The following is a 15788-nucleotide window of genomic DNA, read 5'->3' on the forward strand; positions in this document are numbered from 1 at the left end:
GTCAAGCAGTAGATGAAAAGCAGAACGCTGCAATTCACACCACCGCAAACATTAGCATTAGGCTTTTTATGTTTAATTATAGGAGGGGGTCTGGTGCTTAAGATGCCCATCTCTGTTGAAAAAAACATCTCATGGATTGATGCTTTTTTTACTGCTGCTTCAGCTACAACGGTAACGGGGTTAACAGTTGTCGATACACAATCGACATTTACTGTTTTTGGTGAAATTATTATCTTGCTGCTTATTCAAATTGGCGGTATTGGCTTTATGTCAATGGCAATGTTAATTGTAATGATGCTTGGCAAACGAATTGGTTTAAGGCAGCGGCTTTTAGTTCAGGAAGCGTTCAATCAAACATCCATCGGTGGTGTGATTCGTCTCGTAAAAAGAGTATTAGTTGTGACACTTTTTATTGAATTGCTCGGTATTATGATTTTATCAATTAGATGGGTTCCAGAAATGGGTATAAAAACAGGCATTTATTATAGTACCTTTCATGTAATTGCTGCTTATAACAATGCAGGATTTGCGCTTTGGAAAGATAATTTAATGCCATTTGTCGGTGATCCTATTGTAAATATTGTGATTTCAATGCTAATTATAGTGGGGGGTATTGGATTTACTTTACAGCAAGTCGTTTCGCAAACCATCTCTTCATTCAAAAATCATGTTTGTTGGAACGGGGAGCTTAATAGCTGTAGGATTCTTTTTCTTTTATTATCTTGAACATGCTAATTTAAAAACAATTGGTGCGTTATCTGCAGGCGATAAACTATTGGCCTCATTTTTTCAAGTTGTAACGACTCGAACGGCTGGTTTTAATACAGTGGATATTGCCAGTTTAAATGAAGCAACATTATTTGTAATGATGATTATGATGTTTATTGGTGCTGGAAGTGTTTCAACAGGTGGAGGAATTAAAGTAACGACTTTTATTGTTATTTTGTTGGCTGTTTTATCTTTTTTTAGAAGAAATGAATTTGTGACGGTTTTTAAGCGCACAATAAAAAATTCAACGATTAACCGTGCATTTGCCATTGCGATTGCTGGTCAATTCTTAATATTCCTTGCTGTGTTTATATTAATGATTACTGAAAAAGCTTCTTTTATTGAAATATTATTTGAAGTTGTTTCAGCATTTGGAACAGTCGGTCTATCAATGGGAATTACGAACAGTCTGACAACAATTAGAAAATTTGTTATTATAGTTATCATGTTTACAGGGCTTATTGGTCCTTTAACATTAATTTTCACGCTTTCAAATCCAAAGCAGAAGAAAATCCGATATCCTGATGGAGATGTTTTTACAGGTTAAACGGTTAGTAAAAAAATAAATTTGACTTTCATAAGAGGTTTTTGATACTATTTTCTCAAATGACTATAATGATATGTAACGGTGAAGGATTTATAGTAACTAAGAACAGTCTTTTAAAGCGAACCGGGGGTGGTGGAAGCCTGGTAAAGAACCTTAGTGAAACGGCAGTCTTGAGTTACTTTTTTACAAAGTGGATGTGAAGAGTCACATCAACTAGGGTGGAACCGCGGGTAAAAAGCTCTCGTCCCTAGGCGTTTTTTTCGCCTAGGGACGAGAGCTTTTTTTTCAAAAGATAAGAAAGTATAAATTTGGATGTCTAGCTTCAGCGCCTACCCCCTCGAGTCAAATGTTCTTACGACGTAAAGGAAAAAAGCACCTTTTCGTCGTAAGAACATTTGCTTGTCGGGGGTGAGCAAGGCGCTTACGCTTTTCTTATATTCAAAAAACAAACGAAAAGGAGCGAATAACATGAGTGTATCAATGGATCAAGTTGTTGCCCATGCAAAACATAGAGGATTTGTATTTCCTGGTTCTGAAATTTACGGAGGTCTTGCGAATACTTGGGATTACGGACCGCTTGGAACAGAGCTAAAGAACAATATTAAGCAGGCATGGTGGAAAAAGTTTGTGCAGGAATCTCCATATAATGTCGGTCTTGATGCCGCTATTTTAATGAATCCTAAAACATGGGAAGCATCTGGACATATCGGTAACTTTAATGATCCGATGATCGATTGTAAAAATTGTAAAGCAAGACATCGTGCTGACAAATTAATTGAAGAAGCGGCAGCTGAAAATGGTGAAGAAATTATCGTGGATGGTCTTCCGTTTGAAAAAATGCAGGAACTTATTAAAGAGTATAATATTACTTGTCCTGAATGTGAAAGCAAAGACTTCACTGATATTCGTCAATTTAATTTAATGTTTAAAACATTCCAAGGTGTTACAGAATCAAGTACAAATGAAATTTTCCTTCGTCCTGAAACAGCACAAGGGATTTTTGTGAACTTTAAAAATGTACAGCGTACAATGCGTAAGAAAGTACCATTTGGGATTGCACAAATCGGTAAAAGCTTTCGTAATGAAATTACACCTGGTAACTTTACGTTCCGGACACGTGAATTTGAACAAATGGAATTAGAATTTTTCTGTAAACCTGGTGAAGAATTAAAATGGTTTGATTATTGGAAAGAAACAGCAGAGAAGTGGCTTCTTTCATTAGGAATTACAAAAGAAAATATTCGGATGCGTGATCATAATGAAGATGAGCTTTCTCACTACAGCAACGCAACAACAGACTTTGAATATAAATTCCCATTCGGTTGGGGGGAACTTTGGGGCATCGCGTCTCGTACAGACTATGATTTAAAACAGCACATGGAGCATTCTGGTGAAGATTTTCAGTACATGGATCAGCAAACAAATGAACGCTATATTCCATATTGTATTGAACCTTCTTTGGGTGCAGACCGCGTGACACTTGCCTTTTTAATTGATGCATATAAAGAAGAAGAACTTGAAGATGGTACATCCCGTACAGTGATGAAGTTTCACCCAGCGCTTGCGCCGTTTAAAGCCGCTATTTTCCCGCTTTCTAAAAAGCTTTCAGAAGAAGCGCAAGAAGTGTTTGCAGATCTAGCAAAGCATTTTAATGTAGATTATGATGAAGCCGGTTCAATCGGTAAACGTTATCGCCGTCATGATGAAATTGGAACACCTTTCTGTATTACGTATGATTTTGATTCAAAAGAGGACGGCATGGTTACAGTTCGTGACCGTGACACAATGGAACAAAAACGCGTAGCAATTGCAGATTTAAAAGACTTTATTGCAGAGAAAACTCAATTTTAATAAATCATTTAGTACAAAACACCGTGCATGTATTTCTGCACGGTGTTTTAAAATTATATTTTGTTTAGTATGGTTAATTAATCTTTTCTTCTTACTCCTGTTGGAGGAAAGCCAGGTTTGCGCTCCAATTCATATTGAGCATCAAGCTCTTTTGCAATTTCAAGCTCTTCATCGTCTTTGACGATTTGGCTTCGTGGTACTTGTGGAAGTTTTGCTTTATTTTTATCGCGTGCTTTTTGGTTTTGGGCTCTTCCCATTTAGATTGCTCCTTTCAAATAGGTTATAAAAACAACAAATTCTTTAATAGAATGTGAAGTGAAAAGGGAATTATACAAGCTAATTAAAAAAGCATGCTTATACTTTATTGGAATTGTTGTTACAATAACATAGAACAATAAGCAGGAAAGAAGGAATACATATGATTAAATTATTTACAGATAGTGATCTTGACGGCTTAGGCTGTGGCTTAATAGCGAAAATAGCTTTTAAAGATAAGGCAGATGTTTCTTATTGCTCATATCGCAATTTAAATCAACGTGTCACAGGGTTTCTTCATAACCCAGAAAATAATGATGTACGTATTTACATTACAGATCTTTCAGTAAATGAAGAGGTAGAAAAGAAACTTGCAGAACGCTTTAAAAAGGGAAAGCTTGTTCAAATGGTTGACCATCATGTAACAGCTCTTCATTTCAATAATCATGAATGGGGATTTGTGAAGACAGAATATGAGTCAGGTAAGAAAACATCAGCGACCTCTTTATTCTATGAGTTTTTATTAGAAAAAAAATTAATCGAACCGAATAAAGCTTTAGAGGAGTTTATTGAGCTTGTGCGCCAGTATGATACATGGGAATGGGATGAAAATAATAACGTTGCAGCGAAGCGTTTAAATGATTTATTTTTTATTATTGGTATTGAACAGTTTGAAAAAGATATGTTATCACGCATTCAGGAAAATCCACAGTCATTTTCATTAAACGAAACAGAAAACATGATTTTAGATATGGAAGAAAAGAAAATTGAGCGTTATATTAATATGAAAAATCGCCAAATGGTACAGGCATTTATCGATGAGTACTGTGTAGGGATTGTCCATGCTGAAAATTATCATTCTGAGCTTGGCAATGCCCTCGGCAAAAAGAATCCTCATCTTGATTTAATTGCCATTATTAATGCAGGTAATAAAAAGATGGGTTTTCGAACAATCTATGATCATGTCGATGTGTCTGCATTTGCTCAAAAGTTTGGTGGTGGCGGTCATCCGAAAGCTTCAGGTTGTTCGTTAACATCGGAAACGTTTAAAAAGTTTGTGGTTAACGTATTTGATCTTGAACCGAGACGACCTGATGCTGAACAAAATCAATATAATGTAACAGATTCAGAATTTGGTGTCTGGTATGAAAACCGAAAAGGTGAAATTTCACATATTAGAAAGACGGACAATGAGAAATGGGAAATCCTTCATGACGGAAAGGTTCTTAATAAACCATTTTCAACATTTGAAGATGCTGAGCATTTCTTAAAACGTTATTATGTATCATGGCTTCAATATGATCATCAATTTATTGAATACCTTACAAAAACCTACAAAGTAAAAGAAGAAAAATTAAAAAATAAATTCACGGAAGAAATGAAAAGAATTATAAAAAAGTAGAGCAGGGATCCCTGCTCTACTTTTTTATAAGATAAGTATAAGTTTTGTGTCTAGCTCCAGCGCCTATCCCCTCGAGTCAAATAACCTTACGCCGTAAAGGCAAAAGCGCCTTTTCGTCGTAAGAACATTTGCTTGTCGGGGGTGAGCAAGGCGCTTGCGCTTTTCTTATAATTAATCATCCCCATCAATAAGATCAAAGACTCCGCCTAAAATACTTCCTTCACCTTTAGATTGTCCTCCTGCTTGGGGAGCTGCTGCAAATATACGGCTTGCCAGACGACTAAATGGAAGAGATTGTACCCACACACTTCCAGGACCTTGCAATGTAGCAAAAAATAATCCTTCGCCTCCAAACAGCATTGTTTTGACTCCTTTTACCATTTCAATGCTATAATTTACATCTTGGGTCATCGCAACGAGACAGCCTGTATCAAGGCGCAGTACTTCACCAGGCTGAAGGTCTTTACGAATAATCGTACCTCCTGCATGCACAAATGCCATGCCATCGCCTTCAAGTTTTTGCATAATAAAGCCTTCACCGCCAAAGAAACCAGCCCGAAGTTTACGTTGAAACTCTACGCCAACTGTTACACCTTTGGCTGCACAAAGAAACGCATCTTTTTGACAAATGATTTTTCCGTTGAGTTCACTTAAATTAAGTGGAATAATCTTTCCAGGGTATGGAGACGCAAAAGAAACATGACTTTTCCCTTGACCTGTATGAGTAAAGGCGGTCATAAATAAGCTTTCGCCCGTAATAAGTCGTTTTCCAGCACCAAATAATTTTCCCATGACTCCTTTTTGAGCGGAGCCGTCCCCAAAAATGGTTTCCATTTGAATGCCTTCTTCCATCATCATTAAGCTCCCAGCTTCAGCTATGACAGTTTCCTGAGGGTCAAGTTCGATTTCAACAAACTGCATGTCATCGCCGTGAAGTTTATAATCGACTTCATGATTTACCACCTGTCATTCCCCCTAAGGTTAATTATAAGCAGCAGTGTGTCTGCCTGTTATGTAGCGATCATTCTGTTAGTATTAGTATAAAGGAAATAGTTGGATTTTAATAGAGGGTAATCGGGGGATAAAATAAAAAAACAGCCCCTTTCTTGTTTAGAAAGGGGCTGTTTTTTTATTTAACATGTATACAATGTATAGAGAAATTCTTCTGATATCATAAATAAATATTCGTCATAATTAATAAGAGTATAATCTATAGACTGTGTAACCGTAAAGCTTTCGTAGTTTACATAGTGTTCGTTTAGCTGCATGTTCATGATGATTCCTCCTACAAGCTTTTTTCTAGTATAATGGCAAAGGGAAAGAGAATCAATATTATTTTCTGAATAGTGAAACATTTATTATTGGATTTTATGCCAAAATAAGGGGTAATAACGTAAGTTGTTTCAAAACTCTTTTTAAATCTTTGCTTGTTTGTATGTTTTTTTGAAAAACACAAACACTATTTAAAAAGGAGTGATTACATGACAGGTGATTTAATTCGTTTATTAAGTATGTTTTTTGCCCCTATGGGTGGGGAAGAAAACAGCACCTCACAAAGCGAGAACGATTTCGTTGATTCGCAGATGTTTTTATCTGGTCTTCTCATTGGTATTCTAAGTTGTGTTGGCTTATTTATTTATATAAAACAGCGCGGCAGTAGATGGGGAAATATTCTTCGATTTATACTGAAAATTGCAAGATAATAGAAGTCTGCTTTTATAAATTTGAATGTTTCTTTACATAATGATAATGAATGGTTTCATTTAAGCCCTGCTCCAGCGAGAAATGAGGCTGCCAATTAAGAGTGTAAATGGCTCTTCTATTATTTAATCTACTGTCGGTTATATCTCCTTCTTTTTTAGCTTTATAGCTTGTTTTAATGGTTTTATGAGTAAGTTTATGAAGGTGAGCTGTTAATTCATTAATGGTTGTTTTCGTATTGCTGCTTATATTTAGAATACTTTTTTCAACGCTTGAAAGGGCGGCGATATTTGCAGCCGCCACATCTTTTACAAAAATAAAATCTCGACTTTGATTGCCGTCCCCATAAATGGTGAGTGTTTCATCATGCAGAAGTTTATTAATAAAAACTGCAATCACTCCGCCTTCTCCAGCAGTATCCTGCCTCATACCGTATACATTCGCATAACGTAAAATGGTATAAGAAAGGTCATATTGTTCAGAAAAAAGCTTTATATAATCTTCAGCACTTAACTTAGAGAGTCCATAAAAAGATAAAGGGCTTTTCGTATCACCTTCCTCAATTGCTGCTTGCTTTGGTTCTCCATAAACAGCAGCAGAAGAGGCGAAAACAATTTTTTTTACGCCGTATTTGCAGCAGTTTTCAAGTACATTAATCGTACCAAGAATATTAATTTTGCCATCAATTTTTGGATTGCTGACAGAATAAGAAACACTTGTTTGAGCAGCTAGATGAATAACAGCATCGGGTAATTCTACTTTGAAAATTTCCTTGAGGTTTTGATCGCAAATATCTATTTGATAAGCTTTAATAGAAGAATCAGCATACTTAGACTTATTTTTATCAATAATGATTGGTTGATACCCTTTTTGCTGCAAAATATCCACTGTATGTGACCCGATAAATCCTGCTCCTCCAGTAACAAAAACTTTCATAGATTTCCCCCCCCTTGTATTGAAAATTAAGTACATTTTATGAAAGGTGAGAATGGAATATTCTTTACCAAAATGCAATATGATTCAAATAACACTGAAACAAGAAGGGAGTTCATGGATTGGATGAACAGAGAGAGGATGTTGGAGCGCTCGTTATTTCATTAGATTTTGAACTCCATTGGGGACTGCGTGACTTATATAGGGCTGATGATCCTTATATAAAAAGAATTCTTCATGCGAGAGAGGTGATCCCGAAGCTTCTTGATCTATTTGAAAAGCATGAAATTGCGGCCACATGGGCCGTGGTTGGTTTTTTATTCGCTAAATCACGAGCTGAACTTGCTATGTATTCTCCAAAAGAAAGGCCAAATTATATTCATTCACACCTTAATCCTTACCGTGAAATAGTTGGAGACACAGAGTGTGAGGATCCTCTGAACTTTGCTTCAAGCTTAATTAAGCAAATTCAACAGTGAAAGCGACAAGAAATTGCTACCCACACTTTTTCTCACTATTATTGTCTAGAGAAAGGGCAAACTTCTCAATCATTTGTGGCTGATTTAGAAAGTGCTGTTGCTATTGCAAACCAATATGGAATCTCTATCCGTTCTATTGTATTTCCGAGAAATCAATATAACCCTGAATATAAGCACCTACTTTTAGAGAGGGGGATTATCTGCTATCGGGGCAATGAGCAGCATTCAATGTATAGAGTAAATATTGACAACTATAATGCTCCTTATAAGCGAATATTTCGTTTAATAGACAGCTATGTAAATTTAAGTGGACATCACCTTATTTCATGGCAGAATATTATCGAACATTCAGGACTTTGCAATGTCCCATCAAGCCGTTTTTATAGACCGCCTGTCAAAGGACTTTCTTTGTTAAACCATTATCGACAAAAACGAATTATAAAATCTATCTATGCTGCTGCGAAGTCAAAAAAAATTTTTCATTTATGGTGGCATCCGCATAATTTTGGGAGCGATAGTGAAGCAAGGTTAAGTGAACTAGAGGAAATCTTTTACCATTTTAAAAGGTGTAAAAAGGAATATGGGATGAAGTCTATTAATATGATAGAAACAGCTCAATTAGGGCGTTCTAAATGGGAACATTCTAAGCAGACTTCCTTTGTAAAGGAGCGTTAACGCCATATGGATTTTGACCTTTCTGATGTGATAAATATTCTTAAGCAGCGAATTGTACTGCTTCTAAGTATCATTATTCCATCGGTGTTCATTACAGGTTGGATTAGTTTTGCTATACTTCCTCCTCAATATGAAGCGGTTACAACGCTGTTAGTTCAAACACAGAATCCTTCTACCCAAATTAACTACAATGATTTAATTACAAATGAAAAGTTAATTGCTACATATGGAGAAATTATTAAAAGTAAACGGATTGCACGAGAAGTGATTGATAAATTAAATTTAAAAGTAACAGAAGATGAACTGCTAAAAAAAGTAACAGCCTCAGGAGTGAAAGAATCTCTAGTTACAGAGATTAAAGTTAAATATACAAATCAAGCAAAAGCTGCAGCCATTGCAAACGGTTTTGCTGATTCTTTCCAAAAAAATCTCCCTTTAATTATGAAAGTGGAAAATGTATCCATTCTTGATCAAGCGATTGTTAATCAAAATTCTAAACCAGTTAGCCCTAATCCGTATATGAATATGTTTATTGTCTTTCTATTAGCTTTAAATATTAGCATTGTTATTTCAATTTTATTAGAAGTGATTGATAAGACGATTAAAACGGAAGAATCAGTCGAGGAAATGCTTGGACTTCCAGTTTTAGGAACAATTCCAAAAGGACCATCTAAGAAGCTTGAAATTCGACTAAGGGGGTAATGATGATGAAGCGGACGACATTGTATTGTCTTGAAGAACCCCAGTCACCAACTGCTGAAGACGATCCGCGTATTGCAAATATTGGTAAATGGATGCGTAAAGCTCGTTTTGATGAACTTCCCCAGCTATTTAATGTTTTAAAAGGAGAAATGAGTTTAATTGGTCCTAGACCTGAGCGTCCATATTTTGTAGAAAAGTTTAAAAAAACAAATCCAAATTACACGTATCGTTTTATGGTTAAGCCAGGAATGACTGGGCTTGCACAAATTATGGGCAAATACACGTCAACGCCTGAAGATAAGCTGAGGTTTGATTTAATGTATGTACAAAATTATTCGCTGCTGCTTGATATAAAGATTCTATTTCGAACATTCTATATTTTATTTAAGCGTGAAAGTTCCAATGGGGTAAAGAAGAAAGAAAAAATCATAAAACAAGAATAAAGTGTTTAGTCTGAACAGATAACAGTCTGTAAGCATTTTATGTGTTTCTTTCCTGTTTAGAGATGATGTTGAGAAGAAAGTAGGAAAAAAATGAGCAGCTTTTTAAAGTGGATGGTAGGATTAGGGGTTTTATTCATTCTTGCTATCGCTGGATTTTACAAAAGCTTTCATCCAACTGAACATTTTAAGGAGGAGCAGGTCCCTGTACTGGCATCACCACATATGTTATCAGAAACAATAAAATCAAAGAAAATGCCAGTTTTTCTTCAATCAAATTTAAAAGTAAAAAAAGAAAGTTTTAATCTTTTACTGCTCGGTATTGATGCAAGAAACTCGGAAAGATCTCGAACAGATGTCATGATGATTTTAAATATTAATCCAATACAGAAAAAAGTTGTAGTGATTGCCATACCTCGGGATACAAGAGTTTATGTAGAGAATATAGGTTATACAAAAATTAATCATGCCCATATTTTAGGGGAATCGGCAGTATGATGGATCCGCTCTTAAACAAAAAGCTTTATTATTGGCTTGCTGATGAAAAAGAAGTACGCAAAATTAGTGAAGAAATTTTAAATGAATAATTTAAAACATCTTCCTTACATTTTTGGGGATAATATGCCTGAAAAAAAAATGGAGGTGTTTTTTATTATGGGAAAAAGTCGAAGCAATGAGCGAAAAGCGCAAACAAATGAAAGAGCTCGTAAGCAAAAACAGCAGGAAAAAATTCAAGCAGCTTTTAATAATCCTGAAACGGAATTTTCGAGTGAGTTTAGTTTAGCAGAACAAAACCGTAAAAGTGAATTAGAACGCAATAAGTAAAAACTTATAATTAGAACCGCCTATGGCAGCATAAAAGGCGGTTTTTAGATTTTGATATTTTATAAAGGGATGGTGTTCAAGTGGAAAAATATGTTAATAAATGATTAGAAAATAATGTTATTTCAGTTGTTTCATATTTGGTAATTAAGTAGCTGGAAGCTGTTGGTAAACGAATTTTATTTGTTACTAATTCTAGTATTCTTCCTTCCAACACTTCTCGCTTTACGGTAGAGCGAGGCAGAAAAGAGACACCTAATCCTTCTTCAATAAATCGTTTCGTTACATGTACTTGAGAAACAGCCATTGTTCGAATGCGCGGATATTTATTGCGCAGTTCAATAAGTAAGTCATCCCAATATTCGGGGTGATTATCTGTAATAATATTATTTTGATGAATTAATTGTTCAAAATCGAGCGGTACTGCTTGCTCTAAGTCATTTCCATCATGCGGGACTGCTAAAATAACAGGATCATCATACAATTTTTTTACCGAAAGGGAAGGTTTGAAAAGATTCATTCGCGATAATCCAATGTCAGCATCTCCTTTTTGGATGCAGTCTCCAATTTGCTTTGATTCTAGTACGTTTACTGAAACTTGGATGTCAGGGTATTTCTTTATAAATTCACGTATTAATGAAGGCAAAATAGATACAGCTATAAGCGGTGAGACTGCAAGTGTTAAATGCCGTTTATAACCTTGACGCCAACTTTCAATATCGAGAATTCCCTTTTCTAGGTGGATGAGCATTTTCTTTGCATACGGTAAAAAGCGATTCCCTGCAGGAGTTAAAAAGATATTGCGCCCTTTTCTTTCAAAGAGCGACATTCCGATCGCGTTTTCTAAATTTTTAATATGAACGGTTACTGTCGGCTGGGCGAGAAAAAGTTTTTCAGCCGTGCGGTGAAAATTTTCATATTGAGCTGCTGTTACAAACGTTTTTAACCAGCGAATATCCAATACTTTCACTCCAATTGATTATGAATGTTTATTAAAATAACTATTATTATTTATTATTCATAATTAACGATAAGATGTAAACTAATAAGTAAAGAAAAGATTCGAAGGGAGTTTACGTGATGCTAAAGGTAACGGGGCTAGAAGGTGTTGTTGCAGGAGAAACAGAAATTAGCTTAGTGGACGGAGAAAAAGGTCATCTTGTCTACCGAGGTCATTGGGCAAAAGATTTAGCAGTTCATCATACATTTGAGGAAGTTGCTTATTTATTGCTCTATGGTACGATGCCAACAGGTGAAGAACTGTTAAGATTCAAGAAAGCGCTCACAGGAAAAAGGGAGCTTCCTGAACATGCAAAAGCAGTACTTGATGCACTGCCAAACGATATGGAAATGATGAGTGTACTGCGTACAGTCGTATCAGCAATGGGAACTTCTTCATATGGATGGGAACCTACTATTGAACAAGCAATGACAGTTACAGCTGTTATTCCTACCATTATTACATATCGTTATCATCAATTAAATAATAGAGAGCCTGTAAAGCCAAATCTTGAGTATGATCATGTTGCAAACTATCTTTACATGCTTACAGGAAAAGAACCTAGTGAAGCTCATATCAAAGCATTAAGCGCCTATATGATTCTTACGATGGAACATGGAATGAATGCTTCGACATTTTCAGGACGTGTGGTTCTTTCTACACAATCAGATTTAATATCAGCCGTAACAGGTGCAATTGGAGCTATGAAAGGTCCGCTTCATGGTGGAGCTCCTTCAGAAGTTATTGCACTGTTAGACGCCATTAATACAAAAGAAAATGCAGAGCCATGGATTCGTAAAGAGCTTGAAGCAGGTAGACGGTTAATGGGCTTTGGGCATCGCGTTTATAAAACCTATGATCCGCGTTCTGTTGCATTAAAAACAGTGGCTCAAGAATTATCTGGAAAAGATCCATGGTTAGATTTAGCTCTTTATGTAGAAGAAACAGCGATTCGGCTGCTTGATGAGTATAAGCCAGGACGCAAGTTATATTCGAATGTTGAGTTTTATGCTGCTGCTGTACTTCGAGCAGTTGAAATGCCATCAGAGCTTTATACACCGACATTTACAGCAAGCCGTATTATTGGTTGGACAGCGCATATTTTAGAACAATCAAAAAACAATCGTATTTTCCGTCCAAAAGCTGCTTATGTTGGAAAAATACCGAATAAATAATAAGGAAATGGTTCATTCCTAATTAGGATGAACCATTCTTTTTTATTGTTATTTTAAGAAATGGACATTTGAAAATACGAATGAATATGTTATAGTTTAATTGATTGTTCGTATTTAAAAAGTGGGAGGGTCATTATCCATTATGACAGCACAAATTATTAAGGGAAAAGAAGTTGCGCAGGAAATTCGCACCGCATTAAAAGAAGAAGTTTCTGGATTAAAAGAAAATGGACTTGTTCCAGGTTTAGCGGTAATTATTGTTGGAGAAAATCCAGCCTCTTTATCATATGTACGTGCAAAGCATAAAGCTTGCGGTGAAATTGGCATTTATTCTGAAATTATTGAGAAGGATGCTTCGATCACAGAAGAAGATCTTCTAAGTGAAATTGATGCTTTAAATGAAAATCCGGATATCCATGGCATCCTAGTTCAGCTGCCGCTGCCAAAGCATATTAATGAAAAAGCAGTTATTAATAAAATTAGTGCTTTAAAAGATGTAGATGGTTTTCACCCAGTGAATGTCGGTAACATGTTAATTGGGGATGACTGTTATTTACCGTGTACACCGGATGGAATTATTGAATTAATTAAACGCTCTGGTGAAGATATTTCAGGAAAGCATGCCGTTGTTGTTGGGAGAAGCAACATTGTTGGTAAGCCTGTTGCCATGCTTTTACTTCAGGAAAATGCGACGGTTACAGTAGCACATTCTAGAACAAAAAATATGAGAGAAATTACAAAACAAGCTGATATTTTAGTGGCGGCAGTTGGAAAGCCAAATTTAATTGGCGCAGAAGATATAAAACCAGGTGCGATTGTCATTGATGTAGGTGTTAATCGTCTTGAAAGTGGAAAGCTTGCTGGGGATGTTGACTTTGAAAGTGTTAAAGAAGTAGCAAGTTATATTACACCAGTTCCTGGTGGGGTCGGTCCGATGACCATTACTATGCTTTTAAGAAATACAGTAGAAGCTGCTAAAAAAATCTCTAAGTGATCATACAAAAAGCGTCTGAAGAAAAAATTCAGACGCTTTTTTATATGATTTTTACTTCATTCAACACGGCTCTATTTTACTGGAGATTTTTTAAGGTAAATTGATATAGTTACGCAATTGTTTTATTTGAAAACATACAATAACATGGAGACTTAGTGAAGGTGAGGGGACAATTATTTTATTAAAGACAAAACAAGAAATTGAAATGATGAAGCAGGCAGGACAGCTGTTGGCCTCCTGTCATAAAGAAATTGCAAAAAGAATTACACCAGGAATCTCAACATTGGAAATTGATCAATTTGTCGAGGAATATTTACATAAAAACGGGGCCATACCAGAACAAAAGGGATATAAAGGTTATCCATATGCAACATGTGCATCTGTGAATGATGTGATTTGTCATGGGTTTCCAACGAAAAAACCTCTTCAAGATGGCGATATTGTTACAATTGATATGGTTGTTAACTTAAAGGGAGCACTTGCAGATTCAGCATGGAGCTATGCTGTTGGAAACATTTCTAGTAAAGCTAGACGCCTTTTAGAAGTAACAAAAAAGTCTCTCTATAAAGGAATCGAGCAAGCCGTTATTGGAAATCGAATCGGTGATATTGGTCATGCCATTCAAATTTATGCAGAAAAACATCATTTTTCGGTTGTAAGAGAATTTGTTGGGCATGGTATTGGGCGTGTCATTCATGAACCGCCCCAAATTCCTCATTTTGGAGCAGCAGGAACAGGTCTTTGTCTAAAGGAGGGAATGGTTATTACAATTGAGCCGATGTTAAATGAAGGTTGGTATTTTTCTGTTATCGATTCTGATGGTTGGACAGCAAGAACAGCTGATGGTACATTATCAGCTCAATACGAACATACAATTGCAATTACAAAACAGGGTCCGCTCATTTTAACAGATCAGGATGGCAAAAGGTGAATCACATTTTAAAAATCTTTATAAATTAATATATTTATAAAATTGAAAATGAGGATGCGATCTACGAAAGAGCAGGAATATTTTAAGAAGAAACATACTATATCAAAAAGCTGCCCAAGATTATTTATGTAATGTTGGACAGCTTTTGTAATTAAATAGCCGCTCGATTATTGTTATGAACAACTAAAAGCGCATGAATAGCACCTGGAATCCATCCGATAATAGTAAGAACAACATTTAATAACGTTTTCCCCATGCTTCCTGACATAAAAACAGCTAGGGGAGGCAGAAGGATTGCGAGAATATATTTAAGCATTGTTTTCACTCCTTATATTTTTTGTAATTAGTTTTTTCATTCCCTGGCGGTCTCTTTTTTTAAACATTTCTTTTTTAAAGAACATGCTTGAATTATTTTTTCCTATTTATTCTAAAAAAGTAGTCATTTAGAATCGAATATGCTGATTGAGTACAAAAAAATTGATGGGAAAGCGAATAGAATATATGACGGTAGTTTAAATACAGTACATATCTCTCAAGCCAAGACACTTAAAATTGATGGAGGTTTATTATGAAGCACGAATTAACCGTTTTAGGAAAATCTTTAGGAATAACATTACCAGATTATATACTTAACGAAATAGGGGTACGTGTTGGCGAGAATATTTATTTAGAAGTGGATAAGAAAACAGGTGATTTCTTAATAAAGAAAAAAGGAGAACATGATCAACCTGTTATTGAAAAGAAAAAAGACAGTTTAGCAGATTTGTTGAATTATACGTTAAAAGCTCTTGAGGATAAAGAGAAATAAAAAAGCCAAGCAGTAGAAATGGGAATAACGAACGATTTACCCATTTCATGCTTGGCTTTTTTTACAAAAAAATGTTCTGATTATTGTAAAACTTACAGACACATTTCTTTAAAATAATGGTAAAGTAATAGTGAAGATAGAGGAATACGAAGCACACAATTACTTTTCAATATTTGTTAATTTTTATTCCAAATGTGAATTAGGTTTTTGAAAGTCCTTTTTAAACTTGTTTTGGAGAAAAATAAGAAAATTGTATTTTCACATTATAGTGATACTTCTTATGTAAGTGTTTGTGTTTTTTTTCA

At 35.4% G+C, this 15788-nt stretch carries 19 protein-coding genes, 1 pseudogene and 1 other annotated feature; of the genes and pseudogenes, 14 read left to right on the forward strand and 6 right to left on the reverse strand.

Features of this window, described 5'->3' with window-relative positions; genetic code table 11:
- The first annotated feature begins 12 nt into the window (after window positions 1–12).
- Both DS031_RS18875 and DS031_RS18880 read left to right on the forward strand, forming a co-directional pair.
- Window positions 13–1315 (forward strand): annotated as a pseudogene (locus DS031_RS18875) (TrkH family potassium uptake protein).
- 72 nt (window positions 1316–1387) lie between these two features.
- Window positions 1388–1567 (forward strand) — a binding site (T-box leader).
- 216 nt (window positions 1568–1783) lie between these two features.
- Window positions 1784–3166, forward strand: coding sequence for a glycine--tRNA ligase (locus DS031_RS18880; RefSeq protein ID WP_113807608.1), 1383 nt, complete (start codon window positions 1784–1786; stop codon window positions 3164–3166).
- Between the two features lie 77 nt (window positions 3167–3243).
- On the opposite strand, the gene DS031_RS18885 is transcribed toward DS031_RS18880, so the two are convergent.
- Window positions 3244–3423 carry a YfhD family protein gene (locus DS031_RS18885; protein WP_113807609.1) on the reverse strand — a complete coding sequence of 60 codons (180 nt, stop codon included), beginning with the start codon at window positions 3421–3423 and terminating at the stop codon, window positions 3244–3246.
- A 161-nt stretch (window positions 3424–3584) separates the two neighbouring features.
- Here DS031_RS18885 and DS031_RS18890 point away from each other — a divergent pair, with 161 nt between their 5' ends.
- Window positions 3585–4823 carry a DHH family phosphoesterase gene (locus DS031_RS18890; RefSeq protein ID WP_113807610.1) on the forward strand — a complete coding sequence of 413 codons (1239 nt, stop codon included), beginning with the start codon at window positions 3585–3587 and terminating at the stop codon, window positions 4821–4823.
- Between the two features lie 171 nt (window positions 4824–4994).
- Here DS031_RS18890 and DS031_RS18895 read toward each other — a convergent pair whose 3' ends face one another.
- Complete coding sequence (locus DS031_RS18895; RefSeq protein ID WP_113807611.1) at window positions 4995–5786, reverse strand: TIGR00266 family protein; 792 nt, start codon at window positions 5784–5786, stop codon at window positions 4995–4997.
- Between the two features lie 170 nt (window positions 5787–5956).
- Window positions 5957–6097, reverse strand: a complete 141-nt coding sequence (locus tag DS031_RS23865) for a hypothetical protein (RefSeq protein ID WP_181833247.1) — start codon at window positions 6095–6097, stop codon at window positions 5957–5959.
- 207 nt (window positions 6098–6304) lie between these two features.
- On the opposite strand from DS031_RS23865, the gene DS031_RS18900 reads away from it, so the two are divergent.
- Entirely contained in the window at window positions 6305–6526 is a 222-nt protein-coding gene (locus DS031_RS18900; protein WP_113807612.1) for a hypothetical protein, read from the forward strand.
- A gap of 13 nt (window positions 6527–6539) precedes the next feature.
- Here DS031_RS18900 and DS031_RS18905 read toward each other — a convergent pair whose 3' ends face one another.
- A complete protein-coding gene (locus tag DS031_RS18905) occupies window positions 6540–7460 on the reverse strand; it encodes an NAD-dependent epimerase/dehydratase family protein (protein WP_113807613.1) in 921 nt (306 codons plus the stop codon).
- Between the two features lie 119 nt (window positions 7461–7579).
- On the opposite strand from DS031_RS18905, the gene DS031_RS18910 reads away from it, so the two are divergent.
- The 6 genes from DS031_RS18910 to DS031_RS23870 all read left to right on the forward strand — a co-directional run bounded on the left by DS031_RS18910 (window position 7580) and on the right by DS031_RS23870 (window position 10578).
- Window positions 7580–7936 carry a polysaccharide deacetylase family protein gene (locus tag DS031_RS18910; RefSeq protein ID WP_113807614.1) on the forward strand — a complete coding sequence of 119 codons (357 nt, stop codon included), beginning with the start codon at window positions 7580–7582 and terminating at the stop codon, window positions 7934–7936.
- Window positions 7937–8164: 228 nt separating this feature from the next.
- On the forward strand, window positions 8165–8611 hold the full coding sequence (locus DS031_RS18915) for a polysaccharide deacetylase family protein (protein WP_181833248.1): 447 nt from the start codon (window positions 8165–8167) through the stop codon (window positions 8609–8611).
- Between the two features lie 6 nt (window positions 8612–8617).
- Window positions 8618–9313 (forward strand): YveK family protein, encoded by a 696-nt coding sequence (locus DS031_RS18920; RefSeq protein ID WP_113807616.1) that lies wholly within the window; start codon window positions 8618–8620, stop codon window positions 9311–9313.
- A gap of 5 nt (window positions 9314–9318) precedes the next feature.
- Window positions 9319–9756: a sugar transferase gene (locus tag DS031_RS18925; protein WP_220182101.1), complete on the forward strand. Its 438-nt coding sequence runs from the start codon at window positions 9319–9321 to the stop codon at window positions 9754–9756.
- Window positions 9757–9846: 90 nt separating this feature from the next.
- Window positions 9847–10251 (forward strand): LCP family protein, encoded by a 405-nt coding sequence (locus tag DS031_RS18930; protein WP_113807618.1) that lies wholly within the window; start codon window positions 9847–9849, stop codon window positions 10249–10251.
- Window positions 10252–10407: 156 nt separating this feature from the next.
- Entirely contained in the window at window positions 10408–10578 is a 171-nt protein-coding gene (locus tag DS031_RS23870; RefSeq protein ID WP_181833249.1) for a hypothetical protein, read from the forward strand.
- A gap of 76 nt (window positions 10579–10654) precedes the next feature.
- Here DS031_RS23870 and DS031_RS18940 read toward each other — a convergent pair whose 3' ends face one another.
- Window positions 10655–11536: a LysR family transcriptional regulator gene (locus DS031_RS18940; protein WP_113807620.1), complete on the reverse strand. Its 882-nt coding sequence runs from the start codon at window positions 11534–11536 to the stop codon at window positions 10655–10657.
- 119 nt (window positions 11537–11655) lie between these two features.
- Here DS031_RS18940 and DS031_RS18945 point away from each other — a divergent pair, with 119 nt between their 5' ends.
- The 3 genes from DS031_RS18945 (at window position 11656) to map (ending at window position 14675) form a co-directional block, all read left to right on the forward strand.
- Window positions 11656–12750, forward strand: coding sequence for a citrate synthase/methylcitrate synthase (locus tag DS031_RS18945; protein WP_113807621.1), 1095 nt, complete (start codon window positions 11656–11658; stop codon window positions 12748–12750).
- Between the two features lie 142 nt (window positions 12751–12892).
- Window positions 12893–13744: a bifunctional methylenetetrahydrofolate dehydrogenase/methenyltetrahydrofolate cyclohydrolase FolD gene (gene folD / locus DS031_RS18950; RefSeq protein WP_113807622.1), complete on the forward strand. Its 852-nt coding sequence runs from the start codon at window positions 12893–12895 to the stop codon at window positions 13742–13744.
- Window positions 13745–13916: 172 nt separating this feature from the next.
- Entirely contained in the window at window positions 13917–14675 is a 759-nt protein-coding gene (gene map / locus DS031_RS18955) for a type I methionyl aminopeptidase (protein ID WP_113807623.1), read from the forward strand.
- A gap of 151 nt (window positions 14676–14826) precedes the next feature.
- Here map and DS031_RS18960 read toward each other — a convergent pair whose 3' ends face one another.
- On the reverse strand, window positions 14827–14991 hold the full coding sequence (locus DS031_RS18960) for a YqaE/Pmp3 family membrane protein (RefSeq protein ID WP_113807624.1): 165 nt from the start codon (window positions 14989–14991) through the stop codon (window positions 14827–14829).
- Between the two features lie 252 nt (window positions 14992–15243).
- On the opposite strand from DS031_RS18960, the gene DS031_RS18965 reads away from it, so the two are divergent.
- Window positions 15244–15483 (forward strand): AbrB/MazE/SpoVT family DNA-binding domain-containing protein, encoded by a 240-nt coding sequence (locus tag DS031_RS18965; RefSeq protein ID WP_113807625.1) that lies wholly within the window; start codon window positions 15244–15246, stop codon window positions 15481–15483.
- Window positions 15484–15788 lie beyond the last annotated feature (305 nt).

The sequence above is a fragment of the Bacillus taeanensis genome (genome assembly GCF_003318295.1).
Lineage (GTDB): Bacteria > Bacillota > Bacilli > Bacillales > UBA6769 > Maribacillus > Maribacillus taeanensis.